The following is a 20,392-nucleotide window of genomic DNA, read 5'->3' on the forward strand; positions in this document are numbered from 1 at the left end:
CTGAGTCTGTCAAGAAAATATCATTGACCAAAAAATGAAATTTAAAGACCTCGCGACGACGGATATCAACACCTTGCTGGATATGCTCATGGACTTGGGGAAGAGCGATGGTGTAACCGAAATTCGCACAGATGCAGTAGCGCTTGAACTGGCCCTGTTTGGCGACCATCCAGCCATCTCTGCCAAATTTGTCATGATGGATGATGCTATCGCCGGGATTGTCATTTACTCCTGGAAATGGGGCACTTTTACTGGAGTGCGCGACATGTACATGCAAGCCATCTATGTCCGACCTGAATTCAGGCGTCAGGGACTTGGCCTGACCATCATGCAGCATCTCGCCAGTATTGCTGTCGATGAAGGATGCTCAAGGATAGAATGGCTGACCGTCAAGGATAAACAGATGAGCAAGGAATTTTATGATTCCATCGGCGCTGTGGAAGCCAGCCACATGATGGTACGCCGCGTACAAGGTGATGCTCTGCGCAAGCTGGCTGGCTTGTGAACGACATGGAATTTTCTGGCAATCCCTGAGGCAATCGAAAACCGGGCCTTACCTTGCTTTGCAACAGGGTAATGCCCGGGTAAGACTTGCATGCTCACATGCATAAAATCACGTCAGCCGCTTCAAGCGTCGCAAATACTGGCCTGGCGTACCTACATTCAGATAATCCTTGCCATCAAACACAAAGCTGCGTTTTTGCACTGTGCCGGTATAGGCACGCATGACATCGGCAAATACGTTCATGATGATCGTGCCGCCCAGATGCGGGTGATTGGTATCCATCTCTACTGTGTAGGTGCCGAAATACGCATACGGGCTGGCGGTGGCGAAGCTGTCTATCAGCAGGGAATGTGGTACCTCCCAGGGCTTTTGCGGTGTCAGCCAGGATGATTGTGGCTGGCCGCTGAAAGGGTCTGTTGGTATCGCCAGCGGCGGGTTTTGCGAGATCATCAAACTGAAGTGACCGCTCTTGTCATACACCCAGTAACCGGCTGACGGATTCCCCCAGGGATAAGTTTTCTTGGTCGGGTCGCTGGGGTCGTCACCTATGTCCCATGCTTCGACCATTTCCCAGCTACCGATGAGGGTTTGTGCGTTGAGGCTCATGTGAATTTCCTTCCACAATTTTGTGTGAACAAGCTATTTGGGAAAACCTTCATTGATCCAGGTCTGGAACATCGCAACCTGTTCTTTGGTAAAAGGCGGGTAAGGTGGTGGTGGCATGCCGCCCTGTAACTGGTTCAGCACCATGCTGGCGTTAAGCCTGACATCATCATATTTGGTCAGGTCCAGCCGCCACATCATGGATGCGCGAAACTGATTGAACAGCGGCGCAATATCTTTTTCAAATGAAACCTGGCTCATGATGTCAGCTCCATATTATTGACAGAAATTTTCCAGACACAGCCGCTAGCGGCGCGTGCGCGTATATCTTTTGTTGCGGTGAATTCAAAATCACCAAAATCGACCACATACATGAATGCACCATCTGGCGAAAAAGCAACATCAATCGGCCTATGCCATGGTACAGACGCCAAAGCTGGCAAGGCATGCTTGCTCCAGTCACTGGTATCTACACGGATAAGATTACGCCCCACTCTTGGCCCCGGCGGCCCGGTCATCGGACGTTCATCACCAAATTGCGCGACGATGAGATCACCGGCATGGCGCAGCCCGGCAGGTATCTGCGCCATCTTGACAGCGCAGGCATTGACATCGAAAGCCAGCAAGGGTGTTTCTGGCACTGGCAGTTCTGCATGATTAGCCAGCACAAAGGCCTGGCCTTCACCTTGCGGATTACGATAAACAGGTGCGTTAATAGGCAAGCCGCCGAGATAATCTGGCCAGCCATACCATGCTCCCGTTTTCACCTCAAACAGAAAGTCAGGGCAATTCCAGACTGGCCGCACCCCGCGTACATCAGTACCCTGCTCCGTCGCGATGAGTCTGCCATCCGGCAGGAACAGCAAGCCAAAAGCATTGCGTATGCCCCAGGCCACCAGTTCCAGGTCTGTGCCATCCAGATTACAACGCATGATGCTGGCAGTGCATGGAGTCTGGCCTTGCAAGCGGGTTCCACCTGCATGCACGTGTCCAAAACGGGCAAATGCGCTGGTGGATATCTGCTGACCTTCAGGGGCTGTGACTGTCGCTACATGGTCACTGAGCTCAATGTCATAGCCGGGTATATCTGGCGCGTGCCTGGTTTCACGCAGCCAGGCCAGGTCGTGCGAGTCCGTACCTATGATGCCGCTGTTGGTCATGGCACCCTGGCCGAAATACATTTTATTGTCTGGACCTACTGCCACCATATTGGTGTGGTAATTACCAAAGCCGGGCAAATCGTCGAGCAACACTGTCCAGTTACCGCTATGAATATCAAGGCGGCTGATGCGGCCTGGGTAACCGCCTTCAGAGATAATAAGGCTGTTGTCATGCCAGACCAGACCATTCACTGGTTGGCTCAAATTATTCAATAATTCCTGGACGCTGCCATCATCATTGACACTGAGTACCCGCCCGCCTTTGGCAGCACCATCAAATGGCAAACCCGTCTCTGCAATATATACCTGCCCCGCAGGAGAAACAGCCACACTGCTGGGAAAATTAAGATGGCGCAGATAGGCATGCATGGCCGTGCGCTCGCTTTGGTCTTTTGGCATACTCAAGCGCCCAATCGTCAGTCGTTATACATCATGCGTACTGCCAGAAAGCACATATAAGCACCTGCCAGCAATTCCACACGCTTGGGCAAAAAATTACGTATCCAGTTAGCGAAATACAGGCCAAAGCAAGCCATGCCTGCGCTGATGACACCGACGATAATGGCCGAATTCAACACGGGTGCACTGGAAAAGCTGACACCTGCGCCAGCGACGACATTGTCAAGACTCAGCGCCATTGGCAAGCCCAGCAAAAAGCCTGGGTGATTGACAAATTGCGGCAAGCCCCTGGCTTCACTTCTGTAAGCCAGCCACAAGATAATCACACCGCAAACCAGCATCGCAAATGGTGCAATTGTTGAGGCAAGCGGCCCCAGCATGCTGATCAGGCCATGCCCGAGCATCAGACCAAGGATGGCCGCACCCAGTTCACAGACACAAAACGCGATTGCCAGCATATGCATGCGTTTGCGCTGCATGGGTAACAGCCCCAGCGAAGTGCTGGCCTGCAAATTGTCGAGCCCGGCGACAATACCAAACAAGATAACTTCAAGCATGTTGATTCTCCTGGTCTTTCAAACCATAGATACGCAATACCCCGCCCTGCTTGCCGAATACCAGCGCACCGGCCACCATATAATTACCTGCCACTGCTGGCCCCAGGCAATAGCCATAGCCACCATTCATACCACCGGTCTGGTCACCCAGATTATCTTGCCAGAGCATCTTGCCGCTATAGACATCAAAGGCATACACAGCCACTTTGGAGGTGGAAAAGAACACCAGATCATTGACGACAACGGGTGAACTCAAACCGGATTCACCAGGCGTGCGATACATCGGTGGTTGTGACTCTATGTACAGACGCGGATCACTGTCATCCATGGCCCAAGCATCTTCCAGCGTTTCCCAATCCAGGGCACGCATGAAAGGGGTCGTGCGGTAATCAATCCCAGCTTCGACATTGTGATAATTATTGCCACCCACACCGATGAATAAACGACCCAGCGCAGTGTGCACTGCTGCCGTGCTGTAGGTGCCGGAATAATTTTCCTGGTCTTCTTCATCTGACTCTTGATTTGGCACATAGGGGTCCATGCGCTGGTCATTCGGAGACACATGCGGATCGACAGTGGGTATCTGGGTGCCATCGTTATAGAAAGGCAGTAATTGCCGCCAGTTCAGCAATTCCAGTGTCGCTGCATCAAACCTGAAGAAACCACCGTTCTTGCAACCAGCAGTGACGATGCGGCGGCCATTGATCGTCATCAATGTTGGTGAGCCACCAAAATCAACATCGACATCAGTAGCACGATAACTGCTTTCTGCCGGTGGCTGGCTAAAGCCACGGAATTGGCCGCTGGATGCATCCAGCGACAATATACCGTTGGAAAAACCTTTGCTGGGCAATGCACTGTCAGGCACAGGGTTGCCGGTTGCGCAGTACAGGCGATCAAGCCGCTCATCATAAGCAATAGACGACCATACCGAGGCGCCGCGTATGGCAGGATTATTTGGCCCGATGGAATACATGGCTGGCAAAGTGCCACTCACAGATTCTGGCGGCAAGACGTTCGGCAAATTGGGCACACCTTCTTCGTACTGGCAGGTGCAGTATATCCATTGCACTTGCCCGGTCTGGGCATCCATGGCATAGATGAAGCCAAAGCAGCCGGGGTTTTCGCCCTCTCCCATGCCAACAAAAACAAGGCCATTAGTGCCATCTGCAGCCGCTACGACCGGAGATGACCAGCCAGCTGCTGGCACACCTGCTGACACATCCCCAAGATTGGATGTGGGTTGATTGAAATCAGGATCAGCGTGACGCAAATCCACGACCCAGTTCAAACTCAGGTCTGTCGCATTCAGGCAATAGAACTTGCCATTGAAGGCGCTGAAATAGACTTTATTGTCCCAGATAGCAGGGGTACAACCCATGCCCATGAAGCCATGCGTATCACCCTCTGTCGGGTCTATCGGCCATTCATAATGCGCCACTGTCCTGCCACTGGATAATTCTATTTTCATGAACTTGCCGCCATTCGCACCAGGCAATTCATGATTATTGGCCAGGCCTACATACAGATAACCATCAACAATCGCAGGCACGGACAAGACCGGGCCAGGGATGGCGATATCGTGCAGTAATTTGAATTGATCAAGTGTGTCACGACTGATATCACTGCCCTGCACTTCACCCGTGTGCGCAGTATCGCCATGGAACATCCACCAGTTAGTTTGCGTCATTGCTGCTCTCCAGAATATCAGGCGGGAATATAATCAAATGTGGGGCCGGCAGTCTGACCAGGCACGACTTCCTGCGTCATCAGCAACTGTGCCTGCTCTCTGAGTGATTGCATGGACAGTAAGGCCAGTGCAAGATTGTCAGGCTGGCCGTTAAAGACATTGTGCAATTTGCGCAGCATGTCAGAGTAAGTGCTGTTGAAAGTCAGGTTCAGATCGGTAATGCGCGGCTTGCCAGCATAGCTTTGCCGGTTTGGATTACTGATGACGGGGTAGATACCGCCAGCATCAAACTCTATGCGGTGGCCTTCAAATACCCAGGCAGGCTGGCCCGGTTTTGGCGTGGGGTTGGCGATCAGTTTGCGGCCATGATAAATCTCTGCGTATTTGTAGTAATGCGCAAGTTCATGCTCAGGGTCCAGAGGGCTGATATCACTGCCTTCACCCTGCTCAACGATCATGTCTATCGCCGCCAGCGCCGTTGCCTCATCATAGACCCCCTTGTTTTGCAATTCCCTGAAGCCCGTCACCAATTGTTTTTCTGGTGGACCGGTAAAGATATTGCCCATCTTCGACAATTCACATATCTCTTTTTTTATGTGCGCATAAAACTCGCCTATGGTCATACCGTCTGCCGGAGGTGTTGTACCATCCACGGTTTTTTCTGGCTCTTCTATGACCATGAATACATCGAGCAGTAATTGCTTGGAAAGTGCAGCCAAGGGAACAATCAAACTTTCCTCCACTGAGCCGGGCAAGTTTCCGGGATAGTGGGGAATGAAACGCGGATGATCAATTTTTGGATGTCCGCCTATGGCATTGAGGACATTGCAATCCAGCGACATGTGCAACATCTCTTGCTTGACGATGGATTTGATGAGATGGGCGACTTCCAGATTCTGGTCTGTCTTGATCGAGTACAAGGCATACAGATACGGCGGTATGGTCGAATGCTCCAACTCTATGGCGGTCTGCAGGGAATGCTTGAGCAGCTTGAGCCTGTGATCAAAACTATTGTCACGGTGTTCTATTAACAGGTGCTTGAGGCGAATCATGAATTCTCCCGACGGGTAACAGTCCATTGACGCGAAATGCCAGTCTGAATATGGATGGCATATTTAACATTTTTACTAGCTTATTTAACATCATCTATCATGATTACAAATTGCGCAAGTGATTATCTAAAAAACAAATAAAATTTAACAATCCTGTCTCTTTCATGCGGGAACAAGTATTTGAGCTGTTTATCTGCACCACGCCTGAAAGCCTTTCTTTGCAACCCTTGCATAAGTCAACCTCATCAAAAGTACTGTATCGCGATACGTTTTGTGCATGCAGGCAGAGCCTGCGATTTTCCATTGGCATAGTTTTTTTATATTTGCGAGACTTCGCTCCGTGCTCTCCGCCGGGGAGTAGCAGCGCGGCGCAAATACTGCCAGGACTGTTTAGCTTTTATTGATTAAAGGATCACCATGAAACACATATTTACACTGACAGCTATTGCTTTCTCCAGCTTGATGGCCATGTCATTCTCTGCTCAAGCACAGGACAAAACGGCGCAAGAACCGGAATCAACTGCAGTGGTCGGTGCTGGTGTGTTCTACGCACCCGAGTACATCGGTGCAAAGAAAAATCGCTTTGGCCCTGCTATCTATGGTGAATACCAAAACAAGAACGGTTTCTTTGCCAGCACCATGCGTGGCGTCGGTTTTGGTACAAAAGTGGATGACTTTTCATTCAGCGCCGCACTGGGTTACCGTGCCGGCCGTGAAGATTCACGCGACTCCAAATCCCTGTTCAGCTCAGATGACTTGAAAGGCATGGGCAATATCTCTGGCTCAGCAACAGTCAACCTGCATGCAGGCACTACATTTGGTCCTGGCATCAAGGCAAGTGTAGATGCTAACCTGGCACTGTCGCACAGAGAGAATGGCAATGCCTACAAATTTGGTTTGGCAGCACCTGTATTCCAGACAGCAACAGACAGGGTAGAAATTGGTGGTAACCTGACTTACAGCGATGCTAAATATAACCAGACTTATTTTGGTGTAACGCCAACGCAAAGCACCAATTCCGGTTATAAAACCTTTGCGCCTAAAGCAGGTTTCTCACAGGCGATGGCAACAGTTGCATGGACCCATGTAATCGATAAAAACTGGTCCGTACGTAGTGCTGCCGGTGTATCGCAAGTGATGGGTGATGCGGCTGACAGCCCGCTGACGAAAAAGAAAACCAGCCCAATCTTGATGACTACCGTCAATTACGCTTTCTGATTTGCATGACGTGCATGACCTGACTCTTGCTTGAGCAAAAGTACCATGGCCCTGATGATAAAAACATGATCATCAGGGCCATCGTCATTAATGTGCAGGAGATGAAACCGAGGCTGTTACTGGCTTGGCGCGCAAGGCAGTCATCACGCCAATAATCAATAGAACGATACCCAGCAAAACCTTGGGTTCTGGCATGCGTTTATTGAGAATGAAGGCATAGGCCAGTGCGGCCAACGTCTCGAATACGATGAGCTGCCCGGCCAGGTTGGTGGGCAAGCGCTGGCTGGCCTGGTTCCAGCACATCGTACCCAGCCATGAGGCAAACAAACCGATGATGAGCATCAGGGTGATGAAGTATTGTGGCCGGGGGCCGAATGGCATGGAAAAATCCTGGCCAGTCACACCCATATATATCCATAATCCCATATAACCGAGCAAAGCCAGCGGCAAGGTTGCAACTCCCTGGGCACTGGCCCAGACCCTGGGGTTGCGGTCAGGATGATGACGTAGCCAGTCTGCATTTCTTAATGGGTACCAGGTCCAGCAGGCCACTGCAACCATGGCAAACAGGCCGCCGATGATATAGGTCTGGATATCTTTGTTTGAAGCTGCCTGCAATGCGGCTATTTCCACGCTATTGACACACGCGACGCCAGCAAAAATCATCAATAGTGATGGCAACATGCGTCGCCAGGCGATGCTGCCGTCGCGCTGTGCATTGCGGTAATTGGCGGTAATGGCGATGACGACTGGCAGCGTACCTATCAACATGGTAGGCAATGGTGCGCCTGAGCGCTGTATCGCGCTGGCCAGACAAAGGTAATACAGAATATTGCCGACCGCTGCCAGCTTCAGTGCCTCTATCCAGTCTGATTTGTTCAACAAACGCAATTGTCGCCTGTCCATCCAGGCTATAGGCAGAGTGATCAAACCAAATGCCAGGTAGCGGCCGAATGATTGCAAGGCAGCCGGGTATTCAGGCAAGAGCAAAGGGCCGATAAATACCAGCCCCCACATCAAACCTGCTGCCATCGCATATAAAACACCGATACCCATATTGTTCATCCCCTGAAAAGAATGAGCTTAAAACAATGCGGGAAAACAGTCTTGTACCAGATTGCGCTTGTGGACAGTTTTGAAGTGCGGGCTACGCGCGCATCTGCAACTGATAGCGGGCCGGTGTCACGCCATAGCGACGCACAAAAGCCTTGTTCAAATGAGACTGATCCGTCAGGCCAGTTGCTGCCGCCACCTGAGCTGGAGGCAAACCCTTGCCTAACAGACATTTGGCTTCATACAGGCGCAAGGCCATCAGCATCTGCTGCGGTGTCGCATGATATTGCGCCTTGAAGCTGCGCAAAAAATGAAAGGGACTAAGCCCGGCAACCAGCGCCAGTTGCTCAAGGCTGATGCGTTCTGCCATGCTGGCACGCATATAATCGAGCACCGTGGCAAAGCGTTGTTTCGCCAGGCCCTCTGGCGCCTGCGGCGCACTGGCAAAGCGTTTGAACTCAAACAGGATATCAAACAGGAGACTATCAAAACTCAGCCTGTCGGTTGCTTGCCAGATCTGCTCCAGCATGACACCCAGCTTGCGCGCACTGCTGGCATCATGAGCAACCGCATCCCTGAACCACCAGCCTTGCTCACCAGTGACTTCGGCCACGACATCAGGATCGATGTACATCATGCGATAACGCCAGCCGGTATCAGTCTCTGCCCTGCCAGTATGCAATTCATCCGGGTTCATCATCACTACTGAATTTTGCGGGGCCAGATGATCGCTACCAAGATAACGAAAACGCTCTACTCCGCTGGCGATAGAACCCAGACCAAATGCTTCATGCGTATGCGGTTCAAAAGCATGGGCGACAATATGGGCGCGGTATAGCTCTACACCTGGGCGATGCTGTGCCCTTTTGAATTCGGCACGGTCACTCACATGTTCAAAGCTTTCTGGCACACCGGGCATGGACAAAGCGCCCTGGTCGCCTTGTTCATGATCACCTTTTTGGATACCTGAGTGGATGTTCGCTATGTCCATGAGATATTTTGTGTGCTTTTACAATACCGATTCAACACCACGGTTAGCCAGTTGATCTGCTCTTTCATTACCAGGGTGGCCAGTGTGGCCACGCACCCAGCGCCAGTCAATTTCGTGGATGGTACGCGCAGCATCAAGCTGCTGCCAGAGATCGACGTTCTTCACTGGTGCTTTAGAAGCGGTTTTCCAGCCCTTGGTTTTCCAGCCTGTGATCCATTCGGTGATACCTTTTAATACATACTGACTATCGGTATGCAGGGTGATATGACAGGGGCGTTTCAATGCGCCCAGCGCCTGTATCACTGCCATCAATTCCATGCGGTTATTGGTGGTTTCTTTTTCACCGCCAAATAGTTCTTTTTCTTTATTGCCAGCGATCAGCAAAGCGCCCCAGCCGCCAACGCCAGGATTACCCTTGCAGGCGCCATCTGTGTAAATTTCTATATTATCCATTTGATTCTTTTGATTTGTTTGCAACTGGCAAGGCATGTGCGCTGGACACCCGCTTTTGTTTCCATGCCGGTCCTATCAAATGCATGCCTTTGACTCTTTTCACGGCCTGCAATATATACACTGCGCCAAAATAAGGCCACCAGCGTTGTCCTGCTTTTTCCATGAAACGATAACGTTGCAACCATTTTTCCGATTTAACAGGAGGGGCATAACAACCAAAATCGCTGCTACCCACTTCCATATTCAATAACTTCAGCCAATCCTTCAAACGCGGCGGGCTGATGAATTCCCCCTCTTTGGGCAGGAAATAATTTTTGCTCAAACGCCCGGTCGCCTGCCTGGCACCCCACAGGCTGGCGCGGTTAAAGCCGGTGATGATAACCCGGCCTTCTGGTATCAATACCCTCTCCACCTCACGCAATATCTGGTGTGGCTCTTCGGCAAATTCCAGCACATGCGGCAAGACGATCAAATCTATGCTGTGCGCATCAAAAGGCAGCTCAGCAAAGTCGTGCACGACCACGACAGGCCGCTTTTGCCCCGGCTGATTTTCATCTGGCATGCAGGAATTGGTCAGCCAGCGATGTGGCATGCGGCTGGCTGCCAGCGCATCAATTTGCGGCAAACCTATCTGCAATGCATTGAAACCAAAGATATCCACCGTCAATTTATCGAGCATGGCCTGCTCCCATTGACGGATATAGCTACCCGCCGGCAGCTCTAACCATGCTCCAAGGTCTATAATGTTTTTTTCCAAAGCATCCATGCCTGATATGAAGAATTCCCTGAGTATATTGACTGTCCCCGCCTTTGACGACAATTATCTATGGATTATCCATGACGGCCAGCATGCTGCCGTGGTTGATCCTGGCGATGCCATGCCAATTTTGCAAGCTCTGGCGCAGCATCAACTGACATTGTCCGCTATTTTACTCACTCATCACCATGTAGATCATATAGGCGGTGTGCCACGTCTGCTGGAACATGCGGCAGTGCCCGTATTTGGCCCCACCAATGACAAGATCGCCGTGGTCACGCAAAAACTGCAACAGGATGATGTAGTGACCGTGCCCGGCATCAACCTGGAGTTGAAAGTGCTGGACGTTCCCGGCCATACACTGGGTCATATTGCCTACTTCGCACCTGAACAGCATTGGCTGTTTTGTGGTGACACCCTGTTTGCCGGTGGCTGTGGCCGCCTGTTTGAGGGCACGCCTGCTCAGATGCTGCATTCACTAGACCAGCTCGCTGCGCTGCCCGATGATACGGCAGTATATTGCGCCCATGAATACACGCTATCCAATCTGCGTTTTGCCAAAGAGGTCGAGCCTGGTAACCAGGATTTGCTGGAGCGTATCAAACACGAACAAGCAAGGCGTGAGCAAGGCATACCTACCGTGCCTACCCAGATAGGCCTGGAAAAACAGACCAATCCATTCTTGCGCAGCCGCGAAAGCACAGTTATCGAACGACTTCTGGAACGCGGTAAAATCCCAGCCGCACAAAACGATGTCAGCCATTTCGCCGCTTTGCGTGAATGGAAAAACCGCTTTTAAGTACGCTTTCAGGTACGCTTTCAGGTACGCTTTTAAAAACACATTGCAATGCATTTAACAGAAATAAATACGACGCACGCAGCAAAAACGTTGGCCCTGTTTTGCAAGGTCGTCGATAACTTTGGTGATATAGGCATTTGCTGGCGCATGGCCAGGCAACTGCAGCAAGAACATGGAATAGCCGTGACGCTATGGGTAGATGATTTGCGCAGCTTCCAGCGCATCTGCCCGCCAGTGAATATTGATGCCGAAGTGCAGGAAATTGCGGGCGTCACCGTCAGGCACTGGAGTGATCAGCAGGGTACATTTACTGTGGCCGATATTGCCGACATCGTTATAGAGTTTTTTGCCTGCGATATCCCGCCAGGCTATATTCAGGCCATGGCAAAGTGCGAGCCGCGCCCGGTCTGGCTCAATCTTGAAGGCTTGACCGCAGAAGAATGGGTAGAAGGCTGCCATACCCTGCCCTCGCCCCATCCTTCCTTGTCATTGACCAAGCATTTCTTTTTTCCCGGCTTCAATAACAAAACCGGTGGCTTGTTGCGCGAAGCCAGCCTGGATCATGAAAGAGCCGCATTTCAAGCTGATACTCGGGCTGTCGCTGCCTTTCTGCAGCAATTGGGGTTGACTGACACTGAGATCAATAGCACAAAAGTATCGCTGTTTTGCTACCCACATGCGCCAGTAGCTGATTTGCTCAAGACATGGCAAAAGGCTGACCAGGCCATGACTTGCCTGGTGCCTGAAGGCGTCGCAAGTGAAGCAATCGAAGCATTTCTGGGGCAAGCATCCAGAGCAGGTGTCAGTGGCAGTCAAGGTGCATTAACAGTGCGCGTCCTGCCATTCATCCCCCAGGCAGATTACGACAAATTGCTGTGGGCCTGCGATATCAACTTTGTCCGTGGTGAAGACTCATTCGTGCGGGCGCAGTGGGCCAATAGACCTTTCATCTGGCATATCTATCCTCAGGATGAAAACCTGCATCATGTGAAATTGAATGCATTTTTAAAAACCACTGCATCTGTCTCGGCAAGCCTCGTAGCCTTATCACATGCCTGGAATGGCGTCAGCCACCCGCCACTGGACTGGGCAGAAATATGGCAGGCCTTTCAAGCCGACCGCCCTGAAATTGCACAGCTTTCTGGCAAGTGGCAGGAAAAAATGCGCGAAAATGGGGATATGACGGGCAATTTATTGAAGTTCGTCAATGCAGTTAGGGTGGCAAGCCAAAAAGATGCAGTATAATGTTGGGTTAATTTTTAACCTGTTTTAAATCTCAATCAAACGTGGGCTTGCGGTGATTTTTTGCCAGTAGGCAACAGATGATTTTTATGCAACCTACTTTTTACGTATACTCGCTATGAAATTTGCAAAAGAAATTCGTGTTGGCAACATCATTATGGTCGATAGCAAACCAATGATCGTATTGCGCTCTGATGTCAACGGCTCCAGCCGTACAGGTTTCACTTACAAGTGGAAAATGAAAAACCTGTTGACTAACAGCCCACAAGAAAACGTCTTCCGTGGCGACGACAAGTTTGACGTAGTTGTATTGGACAAAAAACCAGTTACTTATTCTTACTTCGCTGACCCACTGTTCGTATTCATGGATCAAGAATACAACCAGTATGAAATCGAAGCAGAAAACATGGGCGAATCCATCAACTACCTGAAAGATGGTATGGAATGCGAAGCCGTTTTCTACGACGGTAAAGCTATCTCTGTTGAATTGCCTACAACTATCGTTCGTCAGGTTATTTACTCTGAGCCAGCAGTTAAAGGCAACACTTCAGGCAACGTCCTGAAAGAAGCCAAGATCGAAAACGCGATCGAAGAATACTGCCATATCGTTCAAGTTCCACTGTTCGTCAGCCAGGACGACATGATCGAAATCGATACACGCACTAACGAATACAAAAAAGTCGTACGCAACTAAGACTGACAGACTTTGCGAAAAACGCCGCTGAATCAGCGGCGTTTTTTTTCGTCTGGCAATTTGCATGAGGACAGTTCTCTCCTGTCAAGCATAGGCTGACAGAGACAAGATTGCCTTTCCATCAAACGATCATGCGCGGAAGAGCAATGTCACAATTTAGTCATTTGACAATATTTAGCAACGCCACTAACATTCAAATTCTTTTTACTATCATTCTCTTAATCTATTGGCGAATATGGTATAAATAGCAAAGAATAAATTCCCATCCACCAGCGCCTGGAAGACGCTCACTAAAAATATCACCGTGAAAAAAATAAACACCTTGTTTGGCATTTTCTTTGCCTCCGGTTTTGCTGCACTGGCTTACCAGATCTATTTTGCAAAGAAGCTTGCCCTGGTCTTTGGTAGCCAGTCCAGCGCCACCTACACCGTGCTGGCGATATACATGGCTGGCATGGCAATCGGGGCTGCGATAGGTGCGGGCGTGGCAAAACGCACACGCTTCCCGGTGCGCATGTATGCCATGGCAGAACTGGCCATCGCCCTGTACTGCCTGTGTACGCCTTATATATTTTCGTTCGCGCACGATATCTATTTAACGATTGCAGTCGGCTACAGGCCCGATTCTGGCTCTCTCGTCATTTATCAGGTCTTGCTGGGCGCCCTGGTCCTGCTCTTCCCTACCATCCTGATGGGCCTGACTTTTCCCCTGCTGGTACGTGCCGTTGCGGATAGCAAATCCTGCATGGCTTCTATTTCATGGTTTTATTCAGCAAATACCTTTGGTGCGGCGTCTGGCGCCTTATTGTCGGGCTATCTGATCATTCCTGCCCTGGGCATGAATGGCACGCTGTGGCTGTCCTCAGCCATCGATATCATGGTGGCGCTGCTGGCATTCTTACTGGTCAGCGAAACAAAAACAGCGGACAGCTTGCCTGCACACGAGCAAGGCAAAACTGATGTGACGGCGCAAGGCTCTTACCGCTTTGGCCTGTTCGTCCTGCTCATCGTCGGCGCACTGACGATGATGATGGAAGTCTCGACCATACACTTGCTGGCCGTAGTCATAGGCAACAGCACTTATGCTTTTTCCCTGATGCTGACGTGCTTTCTGGCTGGCCTGGCCCTCGGTGGCAAATATGCAGGCAAGACAAGCAAGCGCTCCACCAATGAGCAATTAAATGACGCCTTGTTCTTGCTGACCTGCACGATCTTGTGCTCCACTTTTTTGTGGCATCTTTCTTCTTTGTATTTCTATGGCCTGGCAAAAAGCACGGTCCCCTACTCTTTCTGGTTCAGGGAATTCTTGCGCGCTATTCCTGCCGTCATCATTGCCCTGCCACCAGCATTTGCAATTGGCGCTCTCTATCCTGTCAGCATGACGATCGCTTCCAAAGGTCAGCATGACGGCATAGGCTTTCCTTCTGCCATCAATACCCTGGGAAATATCGCTGGCGTGTTACTGGCTGGATTTTTGCTCCTGCCAGTTATCGGTGGTTTCTATACCAGCTTGTTGTGCGGTGTGGTGGCCTTCACCCTGCTATTGATAGCGACCTGGAAGTCGCGCGACAAATCTGCGCCCGCCCTGCAACAATATGGCAGTGCTATTGCCGCCACAATCTTGCTCATTGCCTGTCCCAAACAACTGGACCTGAACGCAATCGCCACTGGCATCAACACTTATTTCAAGCCGACTTACTATGCGGGCTGGAAAATGATAGACCATGCGGAGAGTGCCGATGGTGGCCTGACTGCGGTCATGGCGCAAACCGAACAAGGCAAGGAATTTAAAACCCTGACCACGAATGGCAAATTCCAGGGCAATAATGTTATGGAAGCTGGTAGTGAAATGCTGGCGCAGGCAGGTTTTGGGTTGATACCCATGCTGCATTTGAATAACTACGACAATGCCCTGGTCATAGGATATGGCACTGGCGTCACGGCCATGGCTATCCATGAATCCGGCTTCAAGTCCATGGAAGTGGTCGATCTGAGCCGCGACCTGGTGAATATCGCCAACCGTCATTTTGCCGACGTCAATCAGAATCTCGCTACAAAACCTGGTGTGTCATTCCTGTATACCGATGGCAGGAATCACTTGTCGCTGACCGACAAAAAATACGACTTAATTGCGATACAACTGTCCTCTATCTGGTTTGCAGGTGCAGCCTCTCTGTATAACCAGGAGTTTTATGCATTGGCCAAATCCAGGCTGGCCGACAAAGGCATATTGAAACAATGGTTTCAACTGGCGCATATGTCCAAACAAAACTTGAGAGTCATGATTGCGAGCCTGTCCCACTCCTTCCGCTATGTCTGGATTTATAACGTGGGCAAGCAAGGTGCAATGATAGCCAGCAATAGCCTGGATGCTTTCCCCAATTCAGAAAAGGAAAAACATTTATTAGCGATGGCCAATAACCAGACCATGAAGACCTATATCGATCTTTACAAGAACGGCATCCAATCTGTTTCTGGCGCACAGGTGCTCAATCCTGAACAAGTCAAACAAATGCTGGCATTGAGTGAAACCACACTCTCCAATGACGACAATCTTTTGCTGGAATACAGCACGCCAAAAGGCAATGCCATGCGAGATGAAGAATTCAAGGACAATATCGATTATCTGAAAAGCTTTGCGCACAGCCCCTATGCGAATTTGAAGCAGGCAGCAACTGAACCGGCATCAACCAGCAGATAAAGCGTCATATAAAACAAAACACCCCGGCAAAAAAAATTCTGCCGGGGTGTTTCATTATCCGAAGAGCCGATTAAAAAGCAGGAACCACTGCGCCCTTGTATTTGTCTTCAATGAATTTCTTGACTTCAGGTGAATTCAAAGCTGCCACCAGTTTTTTGAAAGCCGGGCTATTTTTATTATCTTCACGCGCCACCAGCAAATTTGCATAAGGTGAATTTGCATCTTCAATAAACAAAGAATCTTTCACAGGATTGAGTTTTGCTTCTATCGCATAATTGGTATTGATCAAGGCCAGATCAACCTGGTTCAATACACGTGGCAGAGTCGCAGCTTCCAGTTCCTTGAATTTCAGTTTCTTTGGATTTTCAATAATATCTTTTTGTGTTGCAGAGATATTTTTTGGGTCCTTCAGTTTCAACAAACCCTGTTTTGCCAGCAACAGCAAGGCACGGCCAGAATTGGATGGATCATTCGGAATAGCGACAGTTGCACCATCGGGCAAGTCAGCCAGCTTTTTGTACTTGCTTGAATAAGCAGCAAAAGGTTCTACGTGCACTTTGGCGATAGGCACTTCGATATCATTCTTGTGGCTTTTCTTGAATTCGTTCAGGTAAGGCTGGTGCAAAAAGAAATTACCATCCAGATGTTTTTCATTGACCTGCACTGCTGGCTGTATGTAATCAGTGAACACTTTCACTTTCAAATCCACACCCTCTTTGGCGAGCTGCGGTTTGATAAATTCCAGTATCTCTGCATGCGGCACGGGGCTGGCAGCGATGTTCAAGGTTTCGATTGCAAATGCAGCTGGTGAAAACACGGCAGCGGCTGTCAGGCTACCTGCCAGTATCAGGGTAAAACGGCGTTTCAAATTTAAAGACATAGTGACTCCAATAAAAATAAAAACTCAGTTACTTAATTACTTACGTGTGAATTTCAACACCAGCTTGTCACCGACAAATTGCAGCAACTGCACCAGCACAATCAAAATAAATACCGTCACTACCATGACCTCAGTTTGAAAGCGCTGGTAACCATAACGCAGCGCCAGGTCACCCAGACCACCTCCACCGATCACGCCCGACATGGCTGCATACGACACCAGGGCAATCGTCGTTACTGTCGCGGCAGCCAGCAAACCCGGCAATGCCTCTGGCAACAATGCATGCCAGATAATCTGCCAGGTCCTGGCACCCATGGCCTGGCAGGCTTCAATAATTCCCTTATCCACTTCCCGCAAGACGTTTTCTACCAGGCGTGCAAAGAATGGCGTTGTTCCGATTACCAGCGGCGGTATGGTTCCCGGCACCCCCAGCGATGTCCCCATCAATAACAGCGTGAAAGGGATCAATACGATCAGCAAAATAATGAAAGGGATAGAGCGCAAAATATTCACGACTACCGACAACACTGCATACAGCAGGCCCTGCTCCAGCAATTGCTTTTTACCTGTCAAAAACAGCAGTACACCCAAGGGCAAACCCAGCACCACGGTGAACAGCAAAGAGGCACCTGTCATCGTCAGGGTATCGAGAGTCGCCAGTGCGATATCACTCCAGTCAATTTGAGAAAAATCCATCAGTGCACCCCTGCTGCTGCGCTGATTCTTGCCACCCTGACGCCAGCATTTTTCAATAAATCCTCGACAGTCGCGGACTGTTCCTGCGTACTGTGCAACTCCACCAGCAATTGCCCGTAAGGCGTATCCTTGATGCGCCCTATCACACCTTGCAGAATGGCGATATCGACACCAGCCTGCGACGCAATACGCGTAATGATGGGGTCATGCGTACTTGTGCCTACATAACTCAAACGCAGCAAATGGCGGTCAGCATCCTGGTCGCTGCGTTCCAGCACAGACAAATCCAACGCCTGATTTTCTGCCACCAGGCTTTGCGTCACCACATGCTGAGGATGCAGGAACACATCAACTACATCACCGAGCTCAACAATCTCTCCCGCATCTATGACTGCCACCTTGTCGCAGATCGTGCGTATCACCTGCATTTCATGTGTGATCAGGACGATGGTCAGGCCGAGCTTTTGATTAATATCGAGCAACAGGCGCAAGATCGCTTGCGTGGTCTCAGGGTCTAATGCCGAGGTCGCCTCATCGCATAACAATAGATGCGGATAATTTGCCAGTGCCCTGGCAATGCCCACCCTCTGCTTTTGTCCACCAGACAATTGCGATGGATATTTATGACCCTGGTCTTGCAAACCTACCAGCTCAAGTAATTCTTCTACCCTTACCAGGATTTCCTGCCTTGTGTATTTGCCACTCAGCTTGAGCGGAAAGGCAATATTGTCGATGACCGTTTTTGCATGCAGTAAATTGAAATGCTGGAACACCATGCCCACACGCTGGCGCAAGGCATGCAGTTGTTGAGTGTCCAAACTGGTGATGTCCTCATCATCAATCACTACTTTGCCCGCGCTGGGACGTTCCAGTAAATTCAAGGTGCGCAGCAAAGTGCTCTTACCCGCACCGGAACGGCCTATGATGCCAAGAACCTGACCCGCTTCTATGTTGAAATTAATATTATGCAAGGCCCTTACTTCGCGGCCCTGATGGCTATAAATTTTTGCTAACTGCTCTATACGTATCACTGAATATCTGACCGGCTGTTGTTGCTGTTGGACTCAACTTTATCGAAGGCAACAAGTTTTTTCCAATCATATATATGCATTTGTATATACAACTATTCGTATAAGCAAAGGTGAAAAATGAATACGCACTATCAATTGAGCGGGTTTGATTAAAGTTGACACGTGGCAATAAACTGCGATTTGTGTTTAAATCGCTTGTAATTTTGGTCCAGGCTCGCTATGTTGAAATGATCCTGGTTCTAGTCTTAGGAGTTAATATCATGGTCACGTCCGTTACATCTTCGAGCGCAGCGCAAGTTGCACAACAACAGCAACTCTTGCAGCAGGCTGCTGCCGGGCAACAGAAACAAAGTGCGGAAACCATAGGCGCGGCTGCAGACCGCGACTCCGGTACGGCTGATGCCATTGCAGATCAAAAAAGAATTACCGCCTCACAGGCTGAGCAACAGGCGCAACTGGCCAGCAAGCAGAATGTCAAGCAGCCAGAACCACCGCCGCCAGAACAACCAAAACCAGTGGTCAATACCAGCGGACAAGTGACTGGCACAACCATCAATACCACTGCCTGAACACCGTACCCATACAAAAAAGCCACTCCGATTAAATCCAGAGTGGCTTTTTTACTTACTATGATCAGCAATTAATCAGCAATCAGGCTTTATTCACAAATAAATTAAAGCTGGACCTGGCGTAAGCTTGTTCAGGAAAAACCTTGAGCAATTGATTGTCTGACAAACCCATATGACGCTCACAGATCTGCGTCAATACCGAACGAAAATCGGTAGTCACAGGCACATCACGTCCCTCATATAACTGATCATTGCCGAGGCCGCGCCAGTCGCCATATACCTTGCCGCCAGCGACTTTGCCACCAAGCACCCACATGACATTGCCATGCCCATGGTCGGTGCCGCCATTGCCATTCTGTTTGGCAGTACGGCCAAATTCTGACATCACGACTATCGTGGTGTCATCAAACATGGGGCCAAGGCGTCTGGCCAGATTCGCCAGGCCCAGACCCAGCGGTGACAAACGATTTGCCAACTGACCTTTGCCGGCTCCCTGGTTGGCATGGGTGTCCCAGCCGCCCAATGCCATGAACACCATCTGGATTTTAGGATCATTCTTGAGCAAGATGGCAACACGGGTACTGTCGTCAGGAAAACCATTAGGCAAGGGCGCGCCGCCATCGGCAGCCTGCAGTTCTTTTTCCATAGACGCGCCCATCATTTCCTGATGCGCTTCTTTGGCATCACTAAAGGCTTTCGCGTACTTATCGTTTTCCTTATACATCTGTTCAAAAGCTGCACCAACCTTGGGTCTGTCCAGTACATTCGCCTTGGTGCCCGCCGCACCGCTGGCGATATTGCTGGCGGCAACCGTGCCCGACAAGATACGGGGCATGACCGCACCGACACTGACGGCACGCGTTGGCGTCGTCGTACCCGGCAAGTTACCAAGCAAACGGTTCATCCAGCCATCTGTCGTGCCTTTACGCCCAGGCGTGCCAGACTCCAGATAATCCTGGGCGTCGAAATGCGAACGGGTAAAATCCGGTGAACCGCTGGCTTGCACGAAAGCCAGTTTCTTTTGCTGCCAAAGATCCTGCAAGTCTGCCAGTGCGGGATGCAGACCAAAATAGCCATCGAGATCAATTGCACCATCGGTCTGCCCCGGCCTTGCCAGTGCGATAGTCGGGCGCAAGCGCGCATAATTGCTGTCACCATAAGGTGCAACCACATTCAAGCCATCGACAGCGCCCCGCAACATGATGACGATAAGCTTGTTTTTTGTTGTTGCTTCGGTTGCTGCACCATTTGCCCTGGCAGCCCAGGCAGCCTGTCCCACCGGAATCAGCAAACCCGCTCCTGCGGCCATGGAATATAAGAAATTTCTGCGTTTCATTTTGCT

The 20,392-nt window shown here is 50.2% G+C and carries 21 protein-coding genes; 7 read left to right on the top strand and 14 right to left on the bottom strand.

Annotation, left to right across the window (positions count from 1 at the left end):
* Positions 1-34: 34 nt before the first annotated feature.
* The gene (locus UNDKW_RS15330) at positions 35-505 is read left to right on the top strand and encodes a GNAT family N-acetyltransferase (RefSeq protein ID WP_162059379.1); all 471 of its coding nucleotides are present in this window, start codon (positions 35-37) and stop codon (positions 503-505) included.
* Between the two features lie 108 nt (positions 506-613).
* Here the strand turns inward: UNDKW_RS15330 and UNDKW_RS15335 are convergent, their stop codons facing one another.
* From UNDKW_RS15335 to UNDKW_RS15360, 6 genes are read right to left on the bottom strand one after another with little or no spacing between them, the layout of a single operon-like run.
* On the bottom strand, positions 614-1,111 hold the full coding sequence (locus tag UNDKW_RS15335) for a lipocalin-like domain-containing protein (RefSeq protein WP_162041847.1): 498 nt from the start codon (positions 1,109-1,111) through the stop codon (positions 614-616).
* Between the two features lie 33 nt (positions 1,112-1,144).
* Positions 1,145-1,369 carry a hypothetical protein gene (locus tag UNDKW_RS15340; protein ID WP_162041848.1) on the bottom strand — a complete coding sequence of 75 codons (225 nt, stop codon included), beginning with the start codon at positions 1,367-1,369 and terminating at the stop codon, positions 1,145-1,147.
* Positions 1,366-2,667, bottom strand: a complete 1,302-nt coding sequence (locus UNDKW_RS15345) for a sorbosone dehydrogenase family protein (protein WP_197892892.1) — start codon at positions 2,665-2,667, stop codon at positions 1,366-1,368. The genes UNDKW_RS15340 and UNDKW_RS15345 overlap by 4 nt, the downstream gene beginning before the upstream one ends.
* 17 nt (positions 2,668-2,684) lie before the next feature.
* Positions 2,685-3,224: a manganese efflux pump gene (locus UNDKW_RS15350; RefSeq protein WP_162059380.1), complete on the bottom strand. Its 540-nt coding sequence runs from the start codon at positions 3,222-3,224 to the stop codon at positions 2,685-2,687.
* Positions 3,217-4,914 carry a PQQ-binding-like beta-propeller repeat protein gene (locus UNDKW_RS15355; RefSeq protein WP_162059381.1) on the bottom strand — a complete coding sequence of 566 codons (1,698 nt, stop codon included), beginning with the start codon at positions 4,912-4,914 and terminating at the stop codon, positions 3,217-3,219. Before UNDKW_RS15355 ends, UNDKW_RS15350 begins: the two co-directional genes overlap by 8 nt.
* A 17-nt stretch (positions 4,915-4,931) precedes the next feature.
* Positions 4,932-5,966, bottom strand: coding sequence for a ferritin-like protein (locus UNDKW_RS15360; RefSeq protein ID WP_162059382.1), 1,035 nt, complete (start codon positions 5,964-5,966; stop codon positions 4,932-4,934).
* A 417-nt stretch (positions 5,967-6,383) separates the two neighbouring features.
* Between UNDKW_RS15360 and UNDKW_RS15365 the strand changes: the two genes are divergently transcribed.
* Positions 6,384-7,184 (top strand): MipA/OmpV family protein, encoded by an 801-nt coding sequence (locus UNDKW_RS15365; RefSeq protein WP_162059383.1) that lies wholly within the window; start codon positions 6,384-6,386, stop codon positions 7,182-7,184.
* Positions 7,185-7,271: 87 nt separating this feature from the next.
* Here the strand turns inward: UNDKW_RS15365 and UNDKW_RS15370 are convergent, their stop codons facing one another.
* The 4 genes from UNDKW_RS15370 to UNDKW_RS15385 form a co-directional block, all read right to left on the bottom strand.
* Positions 7,272-8,240 (bottom strand): DMT family transporter, encoded by a 969-nt coding sequence (locus UNDKW_RS15370; protein ID WP_162059384.1) that lies wholly within the window; start codon positions 8,238-8,240, stop codon positions 7,272-7,274.
* A 91-nt stretch (positions 8,241-8,331) separates the two neighbouring features.
* Positions 8,332-9,156, bottom strand: coding sequence for an AraC family transcriptional regulator (locus UNDKW_RS15375; protein ID WP_162061956.1), 825 nt, complete (start codon positions 9,154-9,156; stop codon positions 8,332-8,334).
* A gap of 90 nt (positions 9,157-9,246) precedes the next feature.
* Complete coding sequence (rnhA, locus tag UNDKW_RS15380; protein ID WP_162059385.1) at positions 9,247-9,681, bottom strand: ribonuclease HI; 435 nt, start codon at positions 9,679-9,681, stop codon at positions 9,247-9,249.
* Positions 9,674-10,447 carry a class I SAM-dependent methyltransferase gene (locus UNDKW_RS15385; protein WP_162059386.1) on the bottom strand — a complete coding sequence of 258 codons (774 nt, stop codon included), beginning with the start codon at positions 10,445-10,447 and terminating at the stop codon, positions 9,674-9,676. The genes rnhA and UNDKW_RS15385 overlap by 8 nt, the downstream gene beginning before the upstream one ends.
* On the opposite strand from UNDKW_RS15385, the gene gloB reads away from it, so the two are divergent.
* The 4 genes from gloB to UNDKW_RS15405 all read left to right on the top strand — a co-directional run bounded on the left by gloB (position 10,446) and on the right by UNDKW_RS15405 (position 15,874).
* Positions 10,446-11,237 (top strand): hydroxyacylglutathione hydrolase, encoded by a 792-nt coding sequence (gene gloB / locus UNDKW_RS15390; RefSeq protein ID WP_370529034.1) that lies wholly within the window; start codon positions 10,446-10,448, stop codon positions 11,235-11,237. The genes UNDKW_RS15385 and gloB overlap by 2 nt on opposite strands.
* Before the next feature lie 48 nt (positions 11,238-11,285).
* Positions 11,286-12,482 carry an elongation factor P maturation arginine rhamnosyltransferase EarP gene (earP, locus tag UNDKW_RS15395; protein ID WP_162059387.1) on the top strand — a complete coding sequence of 399 codons (1,197 nt, stop codon included), beginning with the start codon at positions 11,286-11,288 and terminating at the stop codon, positions 12,480-12,482.
* 115 nt (positions 12,483-12,597) lie between these two features.
* Positions 12,598-13,173, top strand: coding sequence for an elongation factor P (locus UNDKW_RS15400; RefSeq protein ID WP_110254008.1), 576 nt, complete (start codon positions 12,598-12,600; stop codon positions 13,171-13,173).
* Between the two features lie 304 nt (positions 13,174-13,477).
* Positions 13,478-15,874, top strand: a complete 2,397-nt coding sequence (locus UNDKW_RS15405) for a fused MFS/spermidine synthase (protein ID WP_162059388.1) — start codon at positions 13,478-13,480, stop codon at positions 15,872-15,874.
* A 70-nt stretch (positions 15,875-15,944) separates the two neighbouring features.
* Here the strand turns inward: UNDKW_RS15405 and UNDKW_RS15410 are convergent, their stop codons facing one another.
* Genes UNDKW_RS15410 through UNDKW_RS15420 form a run of 3 tightly spaced genes read right to left on the bottom strand, consistent with a single transcriptional unit; the run spans position 15,945 to position 18,481 of the window.
* Positions 15,945-16,754 carry a MetQ/NlpA family ABC transporter substrate-binding protein gene (locus tag UNDKW_RS15410; RefSeq protein ID WP_162059389.1) on the bottom strand — a complete coding sequence of 270 codons (810 nt, stop codon included), beginning with the start codon at positions 16,752-16,754 and terminating at the stop codon, positions 15,945-15,947.
* 36 nt (positions 16,755-16,790) lie between these two features.
* The gene (locus UNDKW_RS15415; protein ID WP_162041859.1) at positions 16,791-17,450 is read right to left on the bottom strand and encodes a methionine ABC transporter permease; all 660 of its coding nucleotides are present in this window, start codon (positions 17,448-17,450) and stop codon (positions 16,791-16,793) included.
* Positions 17,450-18,481, bottom strand: coding sequence for a methionine ABC transporter ATP-binding protein (locus UNDKW_RS15420; RefSeq protein WP_162059390.1), 1,032 nt, complete (start codon positions 18,479-18,481; stop codon positions 17,450-17,452). The genes UNDKW_RS15415 and UNDKW_RS15420 overlap by 1 nt, the downstream gene beginning before the upstream one ends.
* 260 nt (positions 18,482-18,741) lie before the next feature.
* Between UNDKW_RS15420 and UNDKW_RS15425 the strand changes: the two genes are divergently transcribed.
* On the top strand, positions 18,742-19,050 hold the full coding sequence (locus tag UNDKW_RS15425) for a hypothetical protein (protein ID WP_162059391.1): 309 nt from the start codon (positions 18,742-18,744) through the stop codon (positions 19,048-19,050).
* Positions 19,051-19,132: 82 nt separating this feature from the next.
* On the opposite strand, the gene UNDKW_RS15430 is transcribed toward UNDKW_RS15425, so the two are convergent.
* Positions 19,133-20,386 carry a DUF1501 domain-containing protein gene (locus UNDKW_RS15430; protein WP_162059392.1) on the bottom strand — a complete coding sequence of 418 codons (1,254 nt, stop codon included), beginning with the start codon at positions 20,384-20,386 and terminating at the stop codon, positions 19,133-19,135.
* Positions 20,387-20,392 lie beyond the last annotated feature (6 nt).

The sequence above is a fragment of the Undibacterium sp. KW1 genome (genome assembly GCF_009937955.1).
Taxonomy (GTDB): domain Bacteria; phylum Pseudomonadota; class Gammaproteobacteria; order Burkholderiales; family Burkholderiaceae_D; genus Undibacterium.